The organism is Acinetobacter sp. WCHAc010052, assembly GCF_002165295.2.
Taxonomy (GTDB): domain Bacteria; phylum Pseudomonadota; class Gammaproteobacteria; order Pseudomonadales; family Moraxellaceae; genus Acinetobacter; species Acinetobacter chinensis.
The window spans coordinates 3053203-3070201 of record NZ_CP032143.1 but is presented as its reverse complement, the minus strand read 5'-3'; the positions used below and the strand labels follow the sequence as shown (position 1 = coordinate 3070201).

The 16999-nt window shown below is 44.8% G+C and carries 18 protein-coding genes; 13 read left to right on the top strand and 5 right to left on the bottom strand.

The window, feature by feature from the left end; translation table 11 throughout:
• Positions 1–5 precede the first annotated feature (5 nt).
• The 4 genes from topA (at position 6) to CDG61_RS14975 (ending at position 4670) form a co-directional block, all read left to right on the top strand.
• On the top strand, positions 6–2648 hold the full coding sequence (gene topA, locus CDG61_RS14990) for a type I DNA topoisomerase (RefSeq protein ID WP_087550511.1): 2643 nt from the start codon (positions 6–8) through the stop codon (positions 2646–2648).
• Between the two features lie 96 nt (positions 2649–2744).
• On the top strand, positions 2745–3209 hold the full coding sequence (locus tag CDG61_RS14985; RefSeq protein WP_087550512.1) for an NUDIX hydrolase: 465 nt from the start codon (positions 2745–2747) through the stop codon (positions 3207–3209).
• 21 nt (positions 3210–3230) lie between these two features.
• Positions 3231–3989, top strand: coding sequence for a hypothetical protein (locus CDG61_RS14980; RefSeq protein WP_087550513.1), 759 nt, complete (start codon positions 3231–3233; stop codon positions 3987–3989).
• 117 nt (positions 3990–4106) lie between these two features.
• Positions 4107–4670 carry an HdeD family acid-resistance protein gene (locus CDG61_RS14975; protein WP_087550514.1) on the top strand — a complete coding sequence of 188 codons (564 nt, stop codon included), beginning with the start codon at positions 4107–4109 and terminating at the stop codon, positions 4668–4670.
• Between the two features lie 109 nt (positions 4671–4779).
• On the opposite strand, the gene CDG61_RS14970 is transcribed toward CDG61_RS14975, so the two are convergent.
• Entirely contained in the window at positions 4780–5229 is a 450-nt protein-coding gene (locus CDG61_RS14970) for a carboxymuconolactone decarboxylase family protein (RefSeq protein WP_087550515.1), read from the bottom strand.
• A 97-nt stretch (positions 5230–5326) separates the two neighbouring features.
• Between CDG61_RS14970 and CDG61_RS14965 the strand changes: the two genes are divergently transcribed.
• From CDG61_RS14965 to CDG61_RS14940, 6 genes are all read left to right on the top strand, one after another.
• The gene (locus CDG61_RS14965; protein ID WP_087550516.1) at positions 5327–6460 is read left to right on the top strand and encodes a glycerate kinase; all 1134 of its coding nucleotides are present in this window, start codon (positions 5327–5329) and stop codon (positions 6458–6460) included.
• A gap of 75 nt (positions 6461–6535) precedes the next feature.
• Positions 6536–8527, top strand: coding sequence for an ATP-dependent helicase (locus tag CDG61_RS14960; RefSeq protein WP_087550517.1), 1992 nt, complete (start codon positions 6536–6538; stop codon positions 8525–8527).
• Positions 8528–8556: 29 nt separating this feature from the next.
• Complete coding sequence (locus tag CDG61_RS14955; protein WP_087513752.1) at positions 8557–8808, top strand: RNA recognition motif domain-containing protein; 252 nt, start codon at positions 8557–8559, stop codon at positions 8806–8808.
• A 109-nt stretch (positions 8809–8917) separates the two neighbouring features.
• Entirely contained in the window at positions 8918–9265 is a 348-nt protein-coding gene (locus CDG61_RS14950) for an ASCH domain-containing protein (protein WP_087550518.1), read from the top strand.
• Positions 9266–9396: 131 nt separating this feature from the next.
• On the top strand, positions 9397–9900 hold the full coding sequence (locus tag CDG61_RS14945; RefSeq protein WP_087513720.1) for a DUF6586 family protein: 504 nt from the start codon (positions 9397–9399) through the stop codon (positions 9898–9900).
• Between the two features lie 103 nt (positions 9901–10003).
• The gene (locus CDG61_RS14940; protein ID WP_087513721.1) at positions 10004–10282 is read left to right on the top strand and encodes a hypothetical protein; all 279 of its coding nucleotides are present in this window, start codon (positions 10004–10006) and stop codon (positions 10280–10282) included.
• 55 nt (positions 10283–10337) lie between these two features.
• Here the strand turns inward: CDG61_RS14940 and CDG61_RS14935 are convergent, their stop codons facing one another.
• The 4 genes from CDG61_RS14935 to CDG61_RS14920 all read right to left on the bottom strand — a co-directional run bounded on the left by CDG61_RS14935 (position 10338) and on the right by CDG61_RS14920 (position 14207).
• A complete protein-coding gene (locus CDG61_RS14935; RefSeq protein WP_087550519.1) occupies positions 10338–12056 on the bottom strand; it encodes a cation:proton antiporter in 1719 nt (572 codons plus the stop codon).
• Positions 12057–12196: 140 nt separating this feature from the next.
• Positions 12197–12352 carry a 50S ribosomal protein L33 gene (gene rpmG / locus CDG61_RS14930; RefSeq protein WP_001205031.1) on the bottom strand — a complete coding sequence of 52 codons (156 nt, stop codon included), beginning with the start codon at positions 12350–12352 and terminating at the stop codon, positions 12197–12199.
• A 12-nt stretch (positions 12353–12364) separates the two neighbouring features.
• Complete coding sequence (rpmB, locus tag CDG61_RS14925) at positions 12365–12601, bottom strand: 50S ribosomal protein L28 (protein ID WP_000048256.1); 237 nt, start codon at positions 12599–12601, stop codon at positions 12365–12367.
• 160 nt (positions 12602–12761) lie between these two features.
• Positions 12762–14207 (bottom strand): coniferyl aldehyde dehydrogenase, encoded by a 1446-nt coding sequence (locus CDG61_RS14920; protein ID WP_087550520.1) that lies wholly within the window; start codon positions 14205–14207, stop codon positions 12762–12764.
• A 114-nt stretch (positions 14208–14321) separates the two neighbouring features.
• Here CDG61_RS14920 and CDG61_RS14915 point away from each other — a divergent pair, with 114 nt between their 5' ends.
• The 3 genes from CDG61_RS14915 to CDG61_RS14905 all read left to right on the top strand — a co-directional run bounded on the left by CDG61_RS14915 (position 14322) and on the right by CDG61_RS14905 (position 16983).
• Complete coding sequence (locus CDG61_RS14915) at positions 14322–15026, top strand: TetR/AcrR family transcriptional regulator (RefSeq protein ID WP_087550521.1); 705 nt, start codon at positions 14322–14324, stop codon at positions 15024–15026.
• Between the two features lie 78 nt (positions 15027–15104).
• A complete protein-coding gene (purU, locus tag CDG61_RS14910) occupies positions 15105–15971 on the top strand; it encodes a formyltetrahydrofolate deformylase (RefSeq protein WP_087513725.1) in 867 nt (288 codons plus the stop codon).
• Between the two features lie 205 nt (positions 15972–16176).
• Entirely contained in the window at positions 16177–16983 is an 807-nt protein-coding gene (locus CDG61_RS14905) for a TonB family protein (protein WP_228199587.1), read from the top strand.
• Positions 16984–16999 lie beyond the last annotated feature (16 nt).

Sequence of the window (16999 nt, the reverse complement as noted above, 5' to 3'; positions counted from 1 at the left end):
TTATTATGGCGAAAGCTCCTCGATCCACATCCAAAAGCACCACAGATACCGCTCCTGATACGGGGAAAAAACGTGCCTTAGTGATTGTGGAGTCGCCTGCAAAAGCGAAAACCATCAACAAATATCTGGGTTCGCAATATATTGTGAAATCGTCGGTGGGGCATGTCCGTGACTTGCCTACAGGTGGTTCATCCAAATCTGCTGAAAAAAAAGCTGGACCCCGTGTAAAACTGACTGAAGCTCAGAAGGCTGAAAAAGCCCAGTCCGCTTTGGTGAACCGTATGGGGGTTGATCCAGAACATGACTGGAAAGCCAAATATGAAGTTTTACCAGGCAAGGAACATGTCGTTGCCGAACTGAAAAAGCTTGCTTCGCAGGTTGACGAGGTCTATCTCGCAACCGATCTTGACCGTGAAGGGGAAGCGATTGCCTGGCATTTAAAAGAAGTCATTGGTGGTGATGATTCACGTTATCAGCGTGTGGTCTTTAACGAAATTACGAAAAATGCCATTCAGGATGCATTTAATCATCCAACGCGTCTGGATATAGATAAAGTCAATGCTCAGCAGGCACGCCGTTTTCTCGACCGTGTTGTAGGTTTCATGATTTCCCCTTTACTGTGGGAAAAAATTGCCCGTGGTCTGTCTGCTGGCCGTGTACAGTCAGTTGCAGTAAAACTGGTGGTGGAACGTGAGCGTGAAATCCGCGCGTTTGTCCCAGAAGAATACTGGCAGGTTTTTGCAGATACAAAATCTGCCAAAGATGAGATCCGTCTTGAAGCCGTTAAGCAGAACGGTAAAACCTTAAAACTCAGCAACAAAGCACAGACTGATGCTTTGCTGGATGTTTTAAAAGGTGCAGATTATAAAGTTGCGACCCGTGAGGATAAACCGACCAAGGTCAATCCGAGTGCGCCATACATTACATCGACCCTGCAACAGGCAGCCAGTACACGTCTTGGTTTTTCCGTGAAAAAAACCATGATGCTTGCACAGCGTCTGTATGAAGCAGGTTTCATCACTTATATGCGTACTGACTCCACATTTTTAAGTGATGATGCGGTGAATATGGTACGCAGCCATATTGAAACAGAATTTGGTGAGAAATATCTGCCAGCCAAACCGAACCGTTATGGCAATAAGGCAGGAGCACAGGAAGCGCACGAAGCGATCCGTCCATCCACAGTATCGCTGAAAGGTGACAGTCTGGTGGGTGTGGAACGTGATGCACAGCGTCTGTATGACCTGATCTGGCGTCAGTTTGTTGCATGTCAGATGACACCTGCTGAATATTTATCATCCACGATTCTGGTTGATGCCAATGGCGTTGAGTTAAAAGCCAAAGGCCGTACACTGGTTTTTGAAGGTTTTACGAAAGTCCGTGGTCAGAACAAATCTGATGATGATGTACTGTTACCTGCGGTAAAAGTCGGTGAAATTCTTAAACTTGAAAAACTCGACCCATCACAGCATTTTACCAAGCCACCTGCACGTTTTACTGAAGCATCGCTGGTGAAAGAACTGGAGAAAAAGGGGATTGGTCGTCCATCGACTTATGCTGCCATCATCTCCACCATTCAGGATCGTGGCTATGTCAAACTTGATAACCGTCGTCTCTTTGCAGAGAAGATGGGCGAGATTGTGACAGACCGTCTGGATGAAAACTTTAACAATCTGATGAACTATGCTTTTACAGCTGACCTGGAAGGGCAGTTGGATAAAGTTGCAGATGGTGAGCGTAACTGGAAAGAGCTGCTGAACAGTTTTTATGGTGACTTCAAAAAACGTCTGACCACAGCACAGGGTGAAAACGGTATGCGCCGTAATTTACCTGTGGAAGTGGAAGCTGTGCACTGTAAAGAATGCGAGCGTCCTATGCAGATTCGCACAGGTACGACTGGGGTGTTCCTGGGTTGTTCAGGTTACAACCTGCCACCGAAAGAACGCTGTAAAGAGACACTGAATTTAACGCCAGTTGAATCACTGGCTGCGCTGTCTGATGATGACGCTGCTGAAACCGCAGATCTGATGTCGAAAAAACGCTGTCCAGTCTGTGAAACGGCAATGGACAGTTATGTGATTGATGGTGGTCGCAAACTGCATATCTGTGGTAATAACCCTGACTGCGATGGTTATGAACTCGAAGAAGGTGAGTTCAAAATCAAGGGTTATGATGGTCCAACCATTCCATGTGATAAATGTGATGGCGAAATGCAGCTGAAAACAGGTCGTTTCGGTCCTTATTTTGCCTGCATGAGCTGTGACAATACCCGTAAAGTCCTGAAAAGTGGTCAGCCTGCACCTCCGCGTGTAGACCCGATCAAAATGGAACATTTACGTTCAACCAAGCATGATGACTTCTTTGTACTGCGTGACGGTGCAGCAGGTCTGTTCCTGGCGGCGAGTAAGTTCCCGAAAGTCCGTGAAACACGTGCGCCTAAGGTTGCAGAATTGCGCAGTGTTGCAGATCAGCTGGATCCGAAATATCAGTTTATCCTGCAGGCTCCGGATCAGGATCCAGAAGGTAATCCAACCCTGGTGAAATTCAGCCGTAAGAATCAGGCACAGTATATTGGTTCTGAAACACCTGAGGGTAAACAGACCAAATGGTCACTGGTTTATACAGATGGAAAATGGACTGAAGCTTAATTATTCAGTCGGTTTAAAATGCTAACTTCGGTTAGCATTTTTTGTTTTTAAGACAATGGACTGAACTGCATAACTGAACTGTAAAAGGATAGATTCATGATAAAAACGCTCATTCCAGTTCGTTCACATATTGTTTCTGGGATCCTGCTCTCAAGGCAGGACGGGGAAATAAAAATTCTGCTGATGAAACGGGTCAAAGGAAATTTCTGGTCTCACATTGCAGGAAAAGTTGAAACGGCTGAAACCGCTGTTCAGGCGATTGTGAGGGAAATTAAAGAGGAAACACAGGTTCAGGTAAGCGAGCTGTACAGTGCTGATTATCTGGAGCAGTTCTATGAAGCTGATCAGAATGTAATAGAAATGATTCCTGTGTTCCTGGTGTATTGCACGGAACATCAGCAGATTGTGCTGAATGATGAACATAGCGAATATGCCTGGTTCAGTCTGCAGGAGGCAATTGAAAAAGCTGAATTTGGGGGGCAGAGACTCCTGTATCAGTATATCTGGGATAATTTTGTTCATCGGAAACCATCTGAATTATTGAAAATCCAGCTGTTTTAAACGTTAAGCCGAGTCCTGTTTATGTGGAAAAAAATCAGAGTATCTATTTTACTGGTGGTTTTACTGATTGTTGCTGTGAATGCCTGGCGGGATATGAATCAGGACTGGACAAAGCCTGTGGTTGTTCTGTTGCATCCTGTCAACGCGGATGGAAGTGAAGTGACGCAAGCCTATATTCAGCAACTGTCTGCTGTCGATATGATAGAGGCACAGGATTATATCCTCAGTCAGAGTCAGCAGTTGAGGGGCAATCCTGTGCAGATTTATTTTCAGCTGGGGCGTCAGATCAATCAGCTGGCACCTAAGGTACCTGAAACAGGCAGCATGGCTGATACGATCATCTGGAGCCTGAAGTTCCGTTATTACGCCTGGCGACAGCAGGAAAGTGCAGATGGTCGTCCGGGTGTGACTCTGTATCTGAATTACTATAACCCTAAGCAGACGAAGCTTTTAAAACACTCTGTGGCTTTACAGCGGGGTAAAATTGGTTCGGTCAATCTGTTTGCGTCAGGCAGGCACAGTGGTTCAAATAAAGTGGTGATGCTGCATGAGCTGATGCATACTTTTGGAGCAACAGACAAATACAGCATGCAGACAGGGCAGCCAGTTTTTCCTGAAGGTTATGCAGCCCCTGATCAGCAACCGTTGTTCCCTCAGAAACGTGCAGAACTGATGGGTGGCTATATTCCGCTGAGTAATCAAAAAAGTATTACCCCTTCAAAACTCGAAGATACCATGATCAGTACGCTGACGGCTCAGGAAATGGGCTGGCTGAAATAAGACGGGCTGCCTGTAGCTGGAGCCATATTTTGTACCTGTTCAGATGCAGTTTTTATACAGACAGCCTGTTGAAACAGCGCAACAATAAAGCAGGTGCATGACAACGAAGAGAAAAATATGCGTACAGTGGGAAACGATCTGATTCGCCATCAACTTCATGAAAACAGAAAGTGGTATTTATTGCTTGGGGCAATACTGGTTATTTTTGGACTGGTTTTACTGGGATCACTCGGCTTTGCGACATTAACGGTCGTCATGCTGTTTGGCGTGCTGATGATGATCGGTGGTGTATTACATCTGATTGCGGCTTTTAAAATATTTGATGGTGGATTGCGCTGGCTATGGGCGCTGTTTGGGCTGTTGTATATCGGGGCAGGTTATTATGCATTTAAGGCACCTGTGACAACGGCTGTCGTGTTGACCAACCTGCTGGCTGTGGCTTTGCTGATCGCAGGATTTATCCGGATTATTAATGCTTTTATGCTGAAGCCAATGCATGGCTGGGGATGGACGTTATTTTCAGGCATACTGACGCTGATCACCGGTGTCATGATTCTGGCAACACCCGATTCACCTTTCTGGGTACTGGGGTTGTTTCTGGGTGTGGATATTCTGTTTCAGGGGGTCAATTATCTGACTTTTGCTGCCGCAATTAAGAATATACCACCTGCAAGCCATTGATGACTTGTAAATAATAAAAATGCCCAGTCAGTCGCTGGGCATTTTTATTTATTCTGCTGAAATTTCAGCGCTGATAGGGTCTGTACTTTGATAAAGATAAAAGTAATCTTTATAGTCTGACCTGATACTGACTTGAAATGGCAATGCGATTCCAGGTATTGATCACAATGGCGATCCATTCAATCGCTGTAATTTCATCATCATTCAGCACTTTTTTTGCAGCTGTATAGGCTTCATCAGGAAAATGCTGTTGTGCAATCAGGGTGATTTCTTCAATCAGAACCAGTGCTGCGCGTTCTTTTTCTGAAAAATACTGACTTTCCCGCCATGCACTGATCAAGGTAATCCGATCAATGGATTCACCTGCTTTGATTGCATCCTGGGTGTGCATACGGACACAGAAAGCACACTGGTTAATCTGTGAAGCACGTAATTTTAAAAGATGTGAAAAACCTGAGTCCAGACCTGCCTGTTTCACTTTTTGCATGGATAGATTTTCAAGTTCAAGGACAGTTTTATACAGTTCAGGTGCTGTTTTTCCTAAATTGACTCGTTCCATATTCATCACTTCTTTAGCTTTAGAAATTATTTATCAGTTTATCTATGTGTAAAAAGTCGTTATGTTAATTTTTGAATCAGTAACGCTTGAAAATTAAATGTCAAAATGTTTTGTCCTCGCCCCTGACTCTTTCAAAGAAAGCATGACTGCTGTGCAAGCCTGCCATGCTATGCAGAGCGGCATTCTGAAAGTGATACCCGATGCGGAGTTTATTCATGTTCCTATGGCAGATGGTGGCGAGGGAACAGTGGATGCGTTAGTGGCAGCGAGAAATGGGCGAAAAGTTGCAGTTGAAGTTTCAGGACCATTAGTCAGTCAGAAAATTCAGACATATTTCGGTTTGATTGAAAATGATCAAACCGCTGTAATAGAAATGGCACTCGCCAATGGTATTCATCTGATTGAAAAATCTCAGCGTAACCCATTATTTACATCGACCTTTGGCACAGGGGAAATGATCAGTGCTGCGCTGGATCTGGGTGTTTCGAAAATTATTATTGGTCTGGGGGGGAGTGTGACCAATGATGCGGGTGCAGGCATGGCTCAGGCATTGGGTGTCAGCTTCCTGAATGATCATGGACAGCCTGTGGCAGTGGGCGGTGGTCAGTTGAATCAGGTGACTCAAATTGATCTTTCAGAACTGGATTCACGTTTAAAGCAGACTGAAATCATGATTGCCAGTGATGTGAATAATCCTCTGTGTGGTGAAAATGGTGCTTCCCATGTTTTTGCACCACAGAAAGGTGCAAGCCCTGAAATGGTGGAAACACTGGATCAGAATTTAAAGCATTTTGCTGCTCTGGTTGAATCCACTTTAAAGATTGATCAACAGAATGTTGCGGGGGCAGGGGCAGCAGGTGGTTTGGGTTTTGGTCTGATGGCTTTTGCAGGTGCGACAATCCGTTCAGGTGTGGAAATCGTGATTGAAGAAACGCAGCTGGCAGACAAAATAGTCCAGGCTGATTATGTGCTGACAGGTGAGGGTGGCATAGATTTTCAGACCAAGTTTGGTAAAACACCATTTGGTGTGGCGCAAGTTGCCAAGCGTTTCAATACACCTGTAATTGCTCTGGCAGGTTATGTCGGTGAAGGCATTGAAGAATTGTACGATAAGGGCTTTACTGCGATTTTTGGCATCGTTGATGGTGCTTGTGATCTGCAGACAGCATTGAAAAATGGAGAAAAGAATCTGGAAAGGAGCTGTGAAAATATTGCCAGATTAATCCTGTAAACGAATGAAAAGGAAAAGTCATTTTTAAAAGACAGGTCTGCTAAACTAACGCCATTCGCAAATTGATGAGTAAAAATGAGTTTAGCCCAGCTGATAAATGAATTGAACCCGCAACAGAAACAGGCTGCCACTACAGAGGCAAAGCACAGTCTGGTACTTGCAGGGGCAGGTTGTGGCAAAACCAAAACCATTGTGGCGCGGGCAGCCTATCTGATAGACCAGGGTGTTCCGGCAAACCAGATTCAGATTCTGACCTTTACCCGCCGTTCAGCGAGTGAAATTGTCGCACGGGTGGAACTGGCGCTGGGCGATGAAGCCAAAGGTTTACGTGCTTCCACGTTCCATACGTTCTGTATGTATTTACTGCGCCGTGTGCCTAAGGCATTTGGACTGGAACAGTTTTCCATTATTGATCGGGATGATCAGCTCATGCTGTTCCGTCTGATCCGTGGTAAGGATGATAAAAAAAATCCTAACGCCTTGCCAAAACCCCAGCAGCTTTGTGATGTCTATTCCTATGCGCGGAACACCCGTCAGAAACTGAGTCTTTCCTTGGAAAAACAGCATCCGGAATTTCTGGAATATAAAGATCAGATTGCAGAGATTATGAAGGAATACGAGGCTCGGAAGCGGGCACGTCACTTTCTTGATTACGATGATATCCTGGCTGTGGTCGCTTCTGCACTGGCGCAGTCTGAAGGGCTGTGTGAGTATGTGGCAGGGCTGTGTCAGCACATGCTGGTGGACGAAATGCAGGACACCAATCCCTTGCAGTGGGCAATTCTTGAGCCTTTAAAAGATCAGACCAGTCTGTTCTGCGTGGGCGATGACGCACAGTCCATCTACGGCTTTCGTGGTGCAGATTTTGAAAATATTCACCATTTCAAAGACCGTGTACCCGATGCCGTTGTCCATAAACTGGAAAAGAACTATCGCTCCACCCAGGAAATTTTGGACCTGTCCAACTGGTTGCTCGATCAAAGCCCGATTCATTATGACAAAAAACTCGAAGCGTACCGTGGAGAGGGTATAGCACCTCGTCTTCATGTTTTCCCGAATGAGTTTGATGAAGCGAAATGGATTGCGATTGATATCAAGGAGCGGCATCTGCTTGAAAGTGCATCATGGAATGATCACATGGTGCTGGTGCGTTCAGCTTTTGCAGCACGTCATATTGAGGCGGCTTTTATTCAGGCGAATGTACCCTATCGTTTTATTGGGGGCATGAAACTGCTGGAAACAGCGCATGTGAAGGATTTACTCAGTTTGCTGCGTGTTGTTGCCAACCCAATGGATGATATCGCCTGGATGCGTTTTCTGACGCTGTGGAATGGTGTGGGGGATGTCAGTGCCAGCAAACTCGCGCAGCAGTTATTACTGGAAGCTGACTTTGATCAGCTGATGCTGAAACTGGAAAAATTTGGACGTATTCCAGAAAATACACTGCTCATTATGAAACAGATGCAGGTACTGAAAACAGAAGTGGAAGCCTGTGTCCGACTGGGTGTGGAAGCCATTGTGCAGCAGCTGGAAGAAAATTATGCCAAAAAAGACTGGCATAAACGGGTCGGAGACTTTGAGCTGGTCAAACAGCTGGCTTCAAAACATGCTCAGCTGAGTGAGTTCCTGGAAGAATATGTGCTCGATCCTGTGTCCATTTCCGAGATTGAGCGTCAGTCACAGGATGATGTGGTCACACTCATTACCATTCATTCAGCAAAGGGAACTGAACAGAAAGTCTGTTATGTAGCGAATGTATCCGCAGGACAGTACCCACATGCACGTGCGCAAGGTAACTTTGACGAAGTTGAGGAAGAACGCCGTGTGCTGTATGTGGCACTGACACGGGCGCAGAATGAGCTGATTCTGACTAAGCAGAATCTGAGTCTGTGGGCAAAAGATCAGGTGGATGAGCAGGGGCGTAAGATCGAAAGTTATTTTCTGAATGATCTGAGCCGCATTTTATGTACTACGGAAACGCATTACCGTCCCCGTCAGCAGACAGTAAAAAGTGCCTTGATCGAACGTCAGGCGATTAATTTAGATTTTGGTATAGATCTGGATTAAACTATGTGGAAGATATTACAGGTTTGATCATGAAAATTTTAGTGCGTAACCTTGAGCGTTCGATCACAGAAGCTGAATTACTTGAGCTGTTTAAACCTTTTGGTGCTGTAGAGTCTGCGGTAGTTGTGATGGATGCTGAGTCAGGCAAATCCAAAGGCTTTGGGTTTGTTGAAATGACAAATCCACGTGAAGCGATTAAAGCAATCAAAGGTTTAAATACGCTGAAAGTGAAAGGATGTGGGATTCGTGTGAAAGCTGCGGAAGAAAAACCAAAAGCTTAAACTGAGTACACGACATTGAAAAGGAGCAGAAATGCTCCTTTTTTATTGCCTGAGAATATTGCTGTCGGTATATATTGAAACCCTGAAGTACTTGATTTAAGAACTGTAAATGAAAAAACAATATTCTGCTTTGTCGATCGTCTCACCAGGTGGTTCTAAAATTGTACAGGGATTAAAGACGCTGGAAATACGTTCATGGTGTCCGCCTCATGTGCCGATGAAAGATTTGCTGATCGTGGAAAATCATCATTACCTGAGACAGGAGGGGGATGAAGATACCGGTCTGGCGGTCGCACTGGTGGATATTGAATCGGTTCATCCCTGGCGTGAAGATGAACTGGAAGCAGCATGTGGTACTTACTGGGCATGGGTGATCACCAGGGTTCGTCCACTTGACCCACCTGTTTCTGTTATTGCTAAACGGAAAATCTATACGGTGGAAATTGATCATGAATAATTTTTATTGTGTATTCGGTTTAATACAGATTAAGCTTACAGGGTCTGCTGAATCATCGGTTCAGTCTGTATGATGGGCTGAAGCAACGCAGACTTTTACGTCATAGACGCCAGAATTTTTAGGAAATACTCATGTCCCGTGTTGCCCGTTTTCATGCAGACCGTACCAATCAGAAGCTTTATTTTGCCAGACTTTCCTGTCAGCAGGCGGAACAGATTGAACATATTCAGCAGTCACAGGCACATCGTGAAGCTGCAGTATTTCATCTGCATGGTGCTGTACTTGCCTTTTTACAGGAACTGGTGCGTTACTACCGCCTGAACGATATGACGCCAACGCTGAAATCCATTGAAGAAAATATGGCGGCCAAAGGGCAGGTGTCACCTGAAGTTGCTGTGATGCAGCAACTGGCAAAGCAGGGTTTTATTGCTGAACTTAAACGGGCATACAGAATGTGTCAGTACACACCCGAGCCAAGTGCGCCAGAACCTGAAGATGAAACATCATCCAACCTGATTATTAAAGTGACACAGACACCGCAGGCATGGTTACCTGATACAAAAATCCTGCGGGAATGGCACCGTGAGCTGACTCATTTGATTGATGGATTCAGAAATGAAATGGTGGAATTCTAAGCAGAGGGGGAACCCTTGAACTTTAGAAAATTGCCCCGATATCAGTATTCTCAGTCACACAAAGTGTCCTGCTCTTTGTCACCATGTTGAACATGGAGGATTTATGTCTATAGAACAATTGAAAGAATTATTTGGCAGCCAGGAAGCGATTCTGGAACTGGTTCAGCTGGAGGGCGGTGAACTGGCATTGAGAAATGCTGATTCTGAAAAAGAGCCATTGGTCAAAATTCAGTTTAATGACGAAGTGAAGGCATTGCTTGGTGATCAGACAGCAGTGGTTGCACAGCATATGATTCAGGCAGCCCTGTTTGGTTTGCTGGAAAAACAGATGGATCAGCTTCAGGCTGAAATTGTGGATGAAAAACCACAGTATATGAGCTGAGTTGTTTCATTGAAAAAACGCACCAGAAGGTGCGTTTTTTGTTTTTAGTAACAGGTTAATGCGTAGGTGACTGATGGTGTGCGATCTGAATCTGATTCAGAATATGATTGGTCATATTTTTCGCCATTTCTTCTTTGGCAAAATAGACCTCACCAATTTCTTCTTTGCGTATCACTTCAGCTTCTTCTTTACTTTCAGCACAGACCAGTACCTGAATCTGTGGGTTGAGTGTTCTTGAAATATCAACGATACGATGAATATCAATGATATCCATAGGTGAAATCACCAACAGGCGGGCATGCTGAATATGTGCCTGAATCAGGACGCCAGCTTCGGTTGCCACACCGCTGACTGCGGCAATGCCTTTTTCACGCAGGTCTTCCACGATTTCCCGGTTTTCTTCTGCAATCACGACTTTAATATTTTCAGACATCAGGCTGCGGGTAATACGGCGACCGACCTCACCATGCCCAATAATCACCACCTGATCACGCAGGTAATCCTGTGAGACTTCATCCGGTAACATCGCCAGTGGGTCACCACTGCGTTCCAGTAAGCGTGCCAGATGTGAGCGTTCACGTATCCAGTTCTGCACAGGTTCAATTGCAGAGAAAATGAACGTGTTCAGGGTAATGGAAATCAGGGCACCAGCCAGAATCAGGTTCTGACCTTCCAGGGATAACAGCTGGAGTGAGACACCCAGTGTGGCAAGAATGAAGGAGAACTCACCGATCTGTGCAAGGCTTGCGCCTACAGTTAAAGCGGTGTTGAGCGGATAGCGGAAAAACAGAACCAGTGCCATAGCTGCAATGGTTTTACCAATCATAATAATGGCAACCACTGCCAGAACATGGATTGGATCATCAATCAGAATGCGTGGGTCAAACAGCATACCGACAGAGACAAAGAACAGGATGGAAAAAATTTCGCGTAAAGGCAGTGTTTCTTCCTCAGCACGGTGACTGAAGTCTGATTCTTTAACCACCATCCCTGCAAAGAATGCTCCCAGTGCCATAGAAACACCAAAGACTTTATATGCACCAAATGCAATGGAGACCGCGGCTGCAACCACTGTCAGAGTAAACAGTTCACGTGATCCGAGACGGGCAACAAACTGCATGATTAATGGGACAAGTCTTTTACCCACAATCAGCATGAATGCGATAAAGCCGGTAACTTTCAGGAGTGTGATGCCCAGTGTCAGCCATATATTCTGCGTTGCAGAGCTGTCAGTGAGTGCCTTGCCACCCAACAGAACCGCAGTTGCAGGTAACAGTACCAGCACCAGTACCATGACCAGATCTTCAACCAGTAACCAGCCAACGGCAATTTTACCATTTACAGAATTGAGTAAACCTCTGTCACCCAAAGCTTTGAGTAAGACGACTGTACTTGCACAGGACAGACTGAGACCAAAGACCAGGGCAGAGCCAAAACTCCATCCCCAGAGCATGGAAACAGCTATTCCGAGCAGTGTTGCTACAGCAATCTGTAAAATTGCACCAGGTAAAGCAATCCGTTTGACCTGCATCAGATCATTTAACGAAAAGTGCATACCTACGCCAAACATCAGGAACATCACGCCCAGTTCAGCGAGCTGGTTTGCCAGCTGAATATCACCAACTATACCAGGCGTATTTGGGCTGATGATAATTCCTGCGATCAGATATCCAATCAGAGGGGGGAGGCGTAGACGGGCAGCAAAATAGCCAAAAACAAGGGCTAAGCCAAAACCTGCGGCAAGTAATATAATCAGATCTACGTCATGAGGCACTAAAGGCTCCTTAAGTAATGATTAAGGTGAAAACATAAGCACAAAAAATGCCAGAAAAGTCTCAGAAATTTTAACAAGCTGAATAAAAAAAGTGCAAAAAAAAACGACCAGAGAGGTCGTTTTTTTTAAGAAAACCAAAATTATTTGATTTTCGCTTCTTTGAAGATCACGTGCTGACGGATTTTTGGATCAAATTTTTTGATTTCCATTTTTTCCGGCATAGTACGTTTGTTCTTAGTAGTGGTATAGAAATAACCTGTACCAGCTGAAGAAACCAGGCGAATTTTATCACGCATTGCTGTGACTCCTTAGATCTTTTGACCTTGAGCACGCAGGTCAGCAACAACCTTTTCGATACCCAATTTGTCGATAATACGCATACCTTTTGTAGTTAGACGAAGACGTACGAAACGTTTTTCGCTTTCTAACCAGAAACGGTGGTGATGCAGGTTCGGCTCGAACCGGCGTTTGGTTTTGTTATTGGCGTGCGAGACGTTGTTGCCAACGACTGGACGCTTGCCGGTAACTTGGCAAACCTTAGACATGGTGAACTCCATTGCTAGACAACACAGATTGTGCAGCTAGTTATTAAGTAAACGGATGAAATCATTCAAGGGGCGTTTTATACCAAAAATGCGCTTAAAAGACAAGCGATTTTCATTAAAACTGGGCATGAACCTGTGCGATAGGTCATGCCTTGATCATTTAGCGAAGAAGGGTCTTTGAAATCAACTTGTGAATCGGTTTGTTAAACGGTGGGAGAATGAATTTCAAGCTGTATAACTTGGGATTCGACATCACTGACCGTTCATGCGACAAACTGAAGAAACCTTCTGGACCATGATATTTCCCCATACCTGATGCACCAACGCCACCAAATGGTAAATCGTCCTGTGCGACATGGGTCAAAACCGTGTTCTGTCCGAAATGCCCTGAATGAGTACGCTGTGCAACATAATCTGCACGCGCCTGATCAAAGTCGAAGTAGTATAAAGCAAGTGGACGTGGACGGCTATTAATAAAGTCAATAACATCGTCTATTTGATCATATTCCATGATTGGAAGTACCGGACCGAAGATTTCATTCTTCATGATGTCCATATCAGGGGTCACATTGCTCAGCAATGTCGGTGCAACTTTGCGGACACCACTCAGGTCTTCATGCTTTGGATTGATTTCAGTGAGGGTTGCACCCTGATTGCGTGCATCCTCAAGATACCCCTGCAAACGGTTGTACTGTTTGTCATTGATAATCGAGGTATAGTCAGGGTTGTTCTGAATGGATGGATACATCTGCTGAACACAGTTTCTGAAGTGTTCAGTAAATTCAGCTGTCTTGCCTTTAGGCAGGAACATGTAATCCGGTGCAACACAGGTCTGACCGGCATTCCATAATTTACCGACAGCCAGGCGCTGTGCGACATCATGCAGATCAATTGAAGGGTGAACCAGAACAGGTGATTTGCCTCCCAGCTCCAGAATAACAGGAACCAGGTTTTCAGCTGCCGCCGCCATGACGGTTTTACCGACATTGGTTGAACCGGTAAAAATCATTTTGTCAAAAGCCAGACGACAGAATGCATCAGAAACAGCCCCACCGCCATTGATGACTGCAACCAGTTCCTGTGGAAAAGCTTCAGACAGTGCATTTTCAATGACCCGACCAAAATTGGCAGAGGCGCTGGAGATTTTGATCATGGCATGGTTACCCGCAGCCAGCGCACAGATCAGAGGACCCATAGACAGCAGTAGAGGATAGTTCCATGGCGTGATAATGCCTACAACACCAAGAGGCTGATACTGAACCCATCCTTTTGCTGGCTGGTGAATAATACCGATGTGACGTTTGGAAGGCTTCATCCAGCCGGTTAGATTTTTACTGTAATATTTGATATGTTCAAGGCAGGTCAGCAGTTCACCAATTTTGGTTTCTGCAATAGAGCGGTTGCCATAATCCTGATTAATGGCTTCTGCAATCTGATCCTGATATTTCACAAGTATTTTTTTCAGTCGTGCCAGACGATCAATACGTTCCTTTGCTGTTGGCATCGGGTAACGCTGATAGGCAAACTTCTGCTGCTCAAGAATTCCCAGCATCTGACTGTCCAGTGCATGCGGTGTCATTGAAGTTGTTTTTGTTTGACTGTTCATGACGTGTTACCATTTAATAAAAAGCGATTGAATTATTTTTTAGAGTATTTACTCTAAAGAGTCAAGTTACTTTATGTGTCACTCATCTGACACTTGGAAAATGGTTAGTTCAGGATGTCTCACTCCAAAACGGTTAAAACGAAAGAACGAATTCTGCAACTCAGTCTGCAGCTGTTTAATGAGCGTGGTGAACGTTCCGTTACTACGAATCATATTGCAGCAGAACTGGGTATGAGTCCGGGGAATCTGTACTATCACTTCAGAAATAAAAATGAAATCATCAAAGAGCTGATGGAGCAGTATCAGCAGGAAACACTGGAAATGCTTGCATTGCCAGATGACCGTCTGCTCGATGCCAATGATAAGATCCGTTATTTTCAGGTGCTGAGCAGCCAGTTATGGGCTTACCGCTTTCTGCACCGTGATGTTTATCATCTGGTGGAAAATAACGAAGATTTCCGTAAGATGTACCCACGTTTTGCGGGCAAGGTCATGCAGCAGGGTCAGAAAATCTATCAGGCATTTGTGGATGCAGGTCTGATGCAGATGACATCTTCTGAAATTGAGGCACTGATTATCAACCTCTGGATTGTGCTGACCAACTGGACCAATTTCCTGTATATGTCGGGTCATATCGTGGACTCCAACCATCTTGAAGAGAAGTGGGTCTGGCAGGCACTCAGACAGATGGTGTTCCTTGAGGGTGCATATCTGCGTGGTGAAAGCCGTGCAACCTATGAGCATTTAATGGAAACATTTGGACCGTCTGAACTGTTTGCCTGTCTTTCTGCATCGCGTAATAACGATACAGAGGAATAATTCTGTTTCAAAAAACCTGAAACAGAGTAGAATATTTGCCTTGTTTTTTTAATTAACCGATTAGTGATATAAACCAACATGAATATGACCACTGCTAATACAGCACGTTTACTGATTACCTGTGAGGACAAACCTGGTATTGTGCAGGCTGTTTCCAGCTTTTTGTACCATCAGGGCGCAAACATTACCGCACTGGATCAATACGCGACTGAAGCTCAGGGTGGACGTTATTTCATGCGTGTTGAGTTTGAACTGGATAATTTACAGAGCCGTCGTGAAAGCCTGCTCCAGACTTTTGCGTCCAATGTGGCTGAACGTTATGAGATGCAATGGCGTCTTTCTCTGGTCAGTGACGTGAAAAAAGTCGGTATTCTGGTCTCTAAAGTGGATCATGCCTTACTTGAATTGCTGTGGCGTCATTCACGTGGTGGACTGGCGTGTGAGATCACTAAAGTGGTTTCCAACCATCCTGATCTGCGTGAAGCCGTGGAAAACTTTGGTATTCCGTTTGAAGTTGTACCTGTTACAAAAGAAAATAAACGTGAAGCTTATGCACAGATTGATGAGCTGATGCAAGGTAATGATCTGCTTGTTCTTGCCCGTTATATGCAGATTCTGGATGAAGAATTTGTACAGAAGTGGGAAATGAAAGTGATCAATATCCACCATTCATTCCTGCCTGCATTCGTTGGTGCAAACCCATATAAACAGGCGTATGAAAAAGGTGTGAAACTGATTGGGGCAACGGCACACTATGTGACGGCTGATCTGGATCAGGGGCCGATTATTGAGCAGGATGTAGAGCGTGTCAGCCATGACTTTACCGTCGAGCAGCTGCGTGAACTTGGACAGGATGTAGAGCGTAATGTACTTGCCCGTGCGGTGAAGTGGCATCTTGAAGACCGTATCATTGTGGATGGTAATAAAACGGTTGTATTCCAGTAAGATCGACTGATTTCTTTATTTTAAAAGGCATACATCTGGTATGCCTCTTTTGTGTGACTCATTCAAAAAACTCATAAAAACAGTGCAATTAATAGTTGCAAATGAAAACACTTCTCATTTATTATTGCGTTACCTTAATTGTGCCAACCAATGAAACTGATTGTTTATTTGAATAATAAGCAGCAGTTCAGGTATCAGATTTTAAATGAGCTATTCTCCCACACCCGCTATGCAAGATCCAAATTCGATGAAAAAGAAAGTCGTAGCTGCACTTGTTGCTGTTGTGATTGGACATATGGGCGTGCTATGGGCAGTCAGTCATATGAAAATGGCTGAACTTAAACCTATAGAGAAAAAACCTGTACAGGTGCGTTTTGTCAAAATTAAACAGGACATTCCGCCACCACCACCGCCTCCTGTCATGCCGAAACCGAAACCAAAACCGGTAGAGAAAAAGGTTGAGCCGAAGCCTGTTGTGAAACCAAAAATTATTTCGCAGAAGGTGACTAAGCCGGCATCTGATGTAAAGCATCAGGAAGATATAAAAGAAAAGCAGAAGCAGGAACAGCAGAAGCTGGATCAGCAGCGTCAGGCAGAACAGTTACGTCAGGATCAGTTAAAGCGTGAGCAGGAACTCAGAGAGCAACAGGCACGAGAGCAGGCTGCGCGTGATAAAGCTGAACGGGATCGGGCTGACCGTGAACGCGCAGACCGTGAGTCGAAAACACCACGGGTGGTCAGTTTGGGTGAACTCGACTGGTCAAGAAAACCAGCCATTAAATATACCAATGAAGACCTCAAAGGAAGTAACAGAAAAATGCTGATTGCACTTGAGGTTGATGGAACATCGGGCAAGATCAACAGTGCAAGAATAGCCAGTTCTTCAGGTGTTTCTGCCTTTGATGAAAAGATTTTGAGAAGCGTGCGTTACAGTAAATTCAGACCTGTCAAAGGTGGTGGGATTCTGACAACAACGCTTCCACTGGAATTTGAATTGAATACCCAAAATTAACATTTCAGGAGTTCGT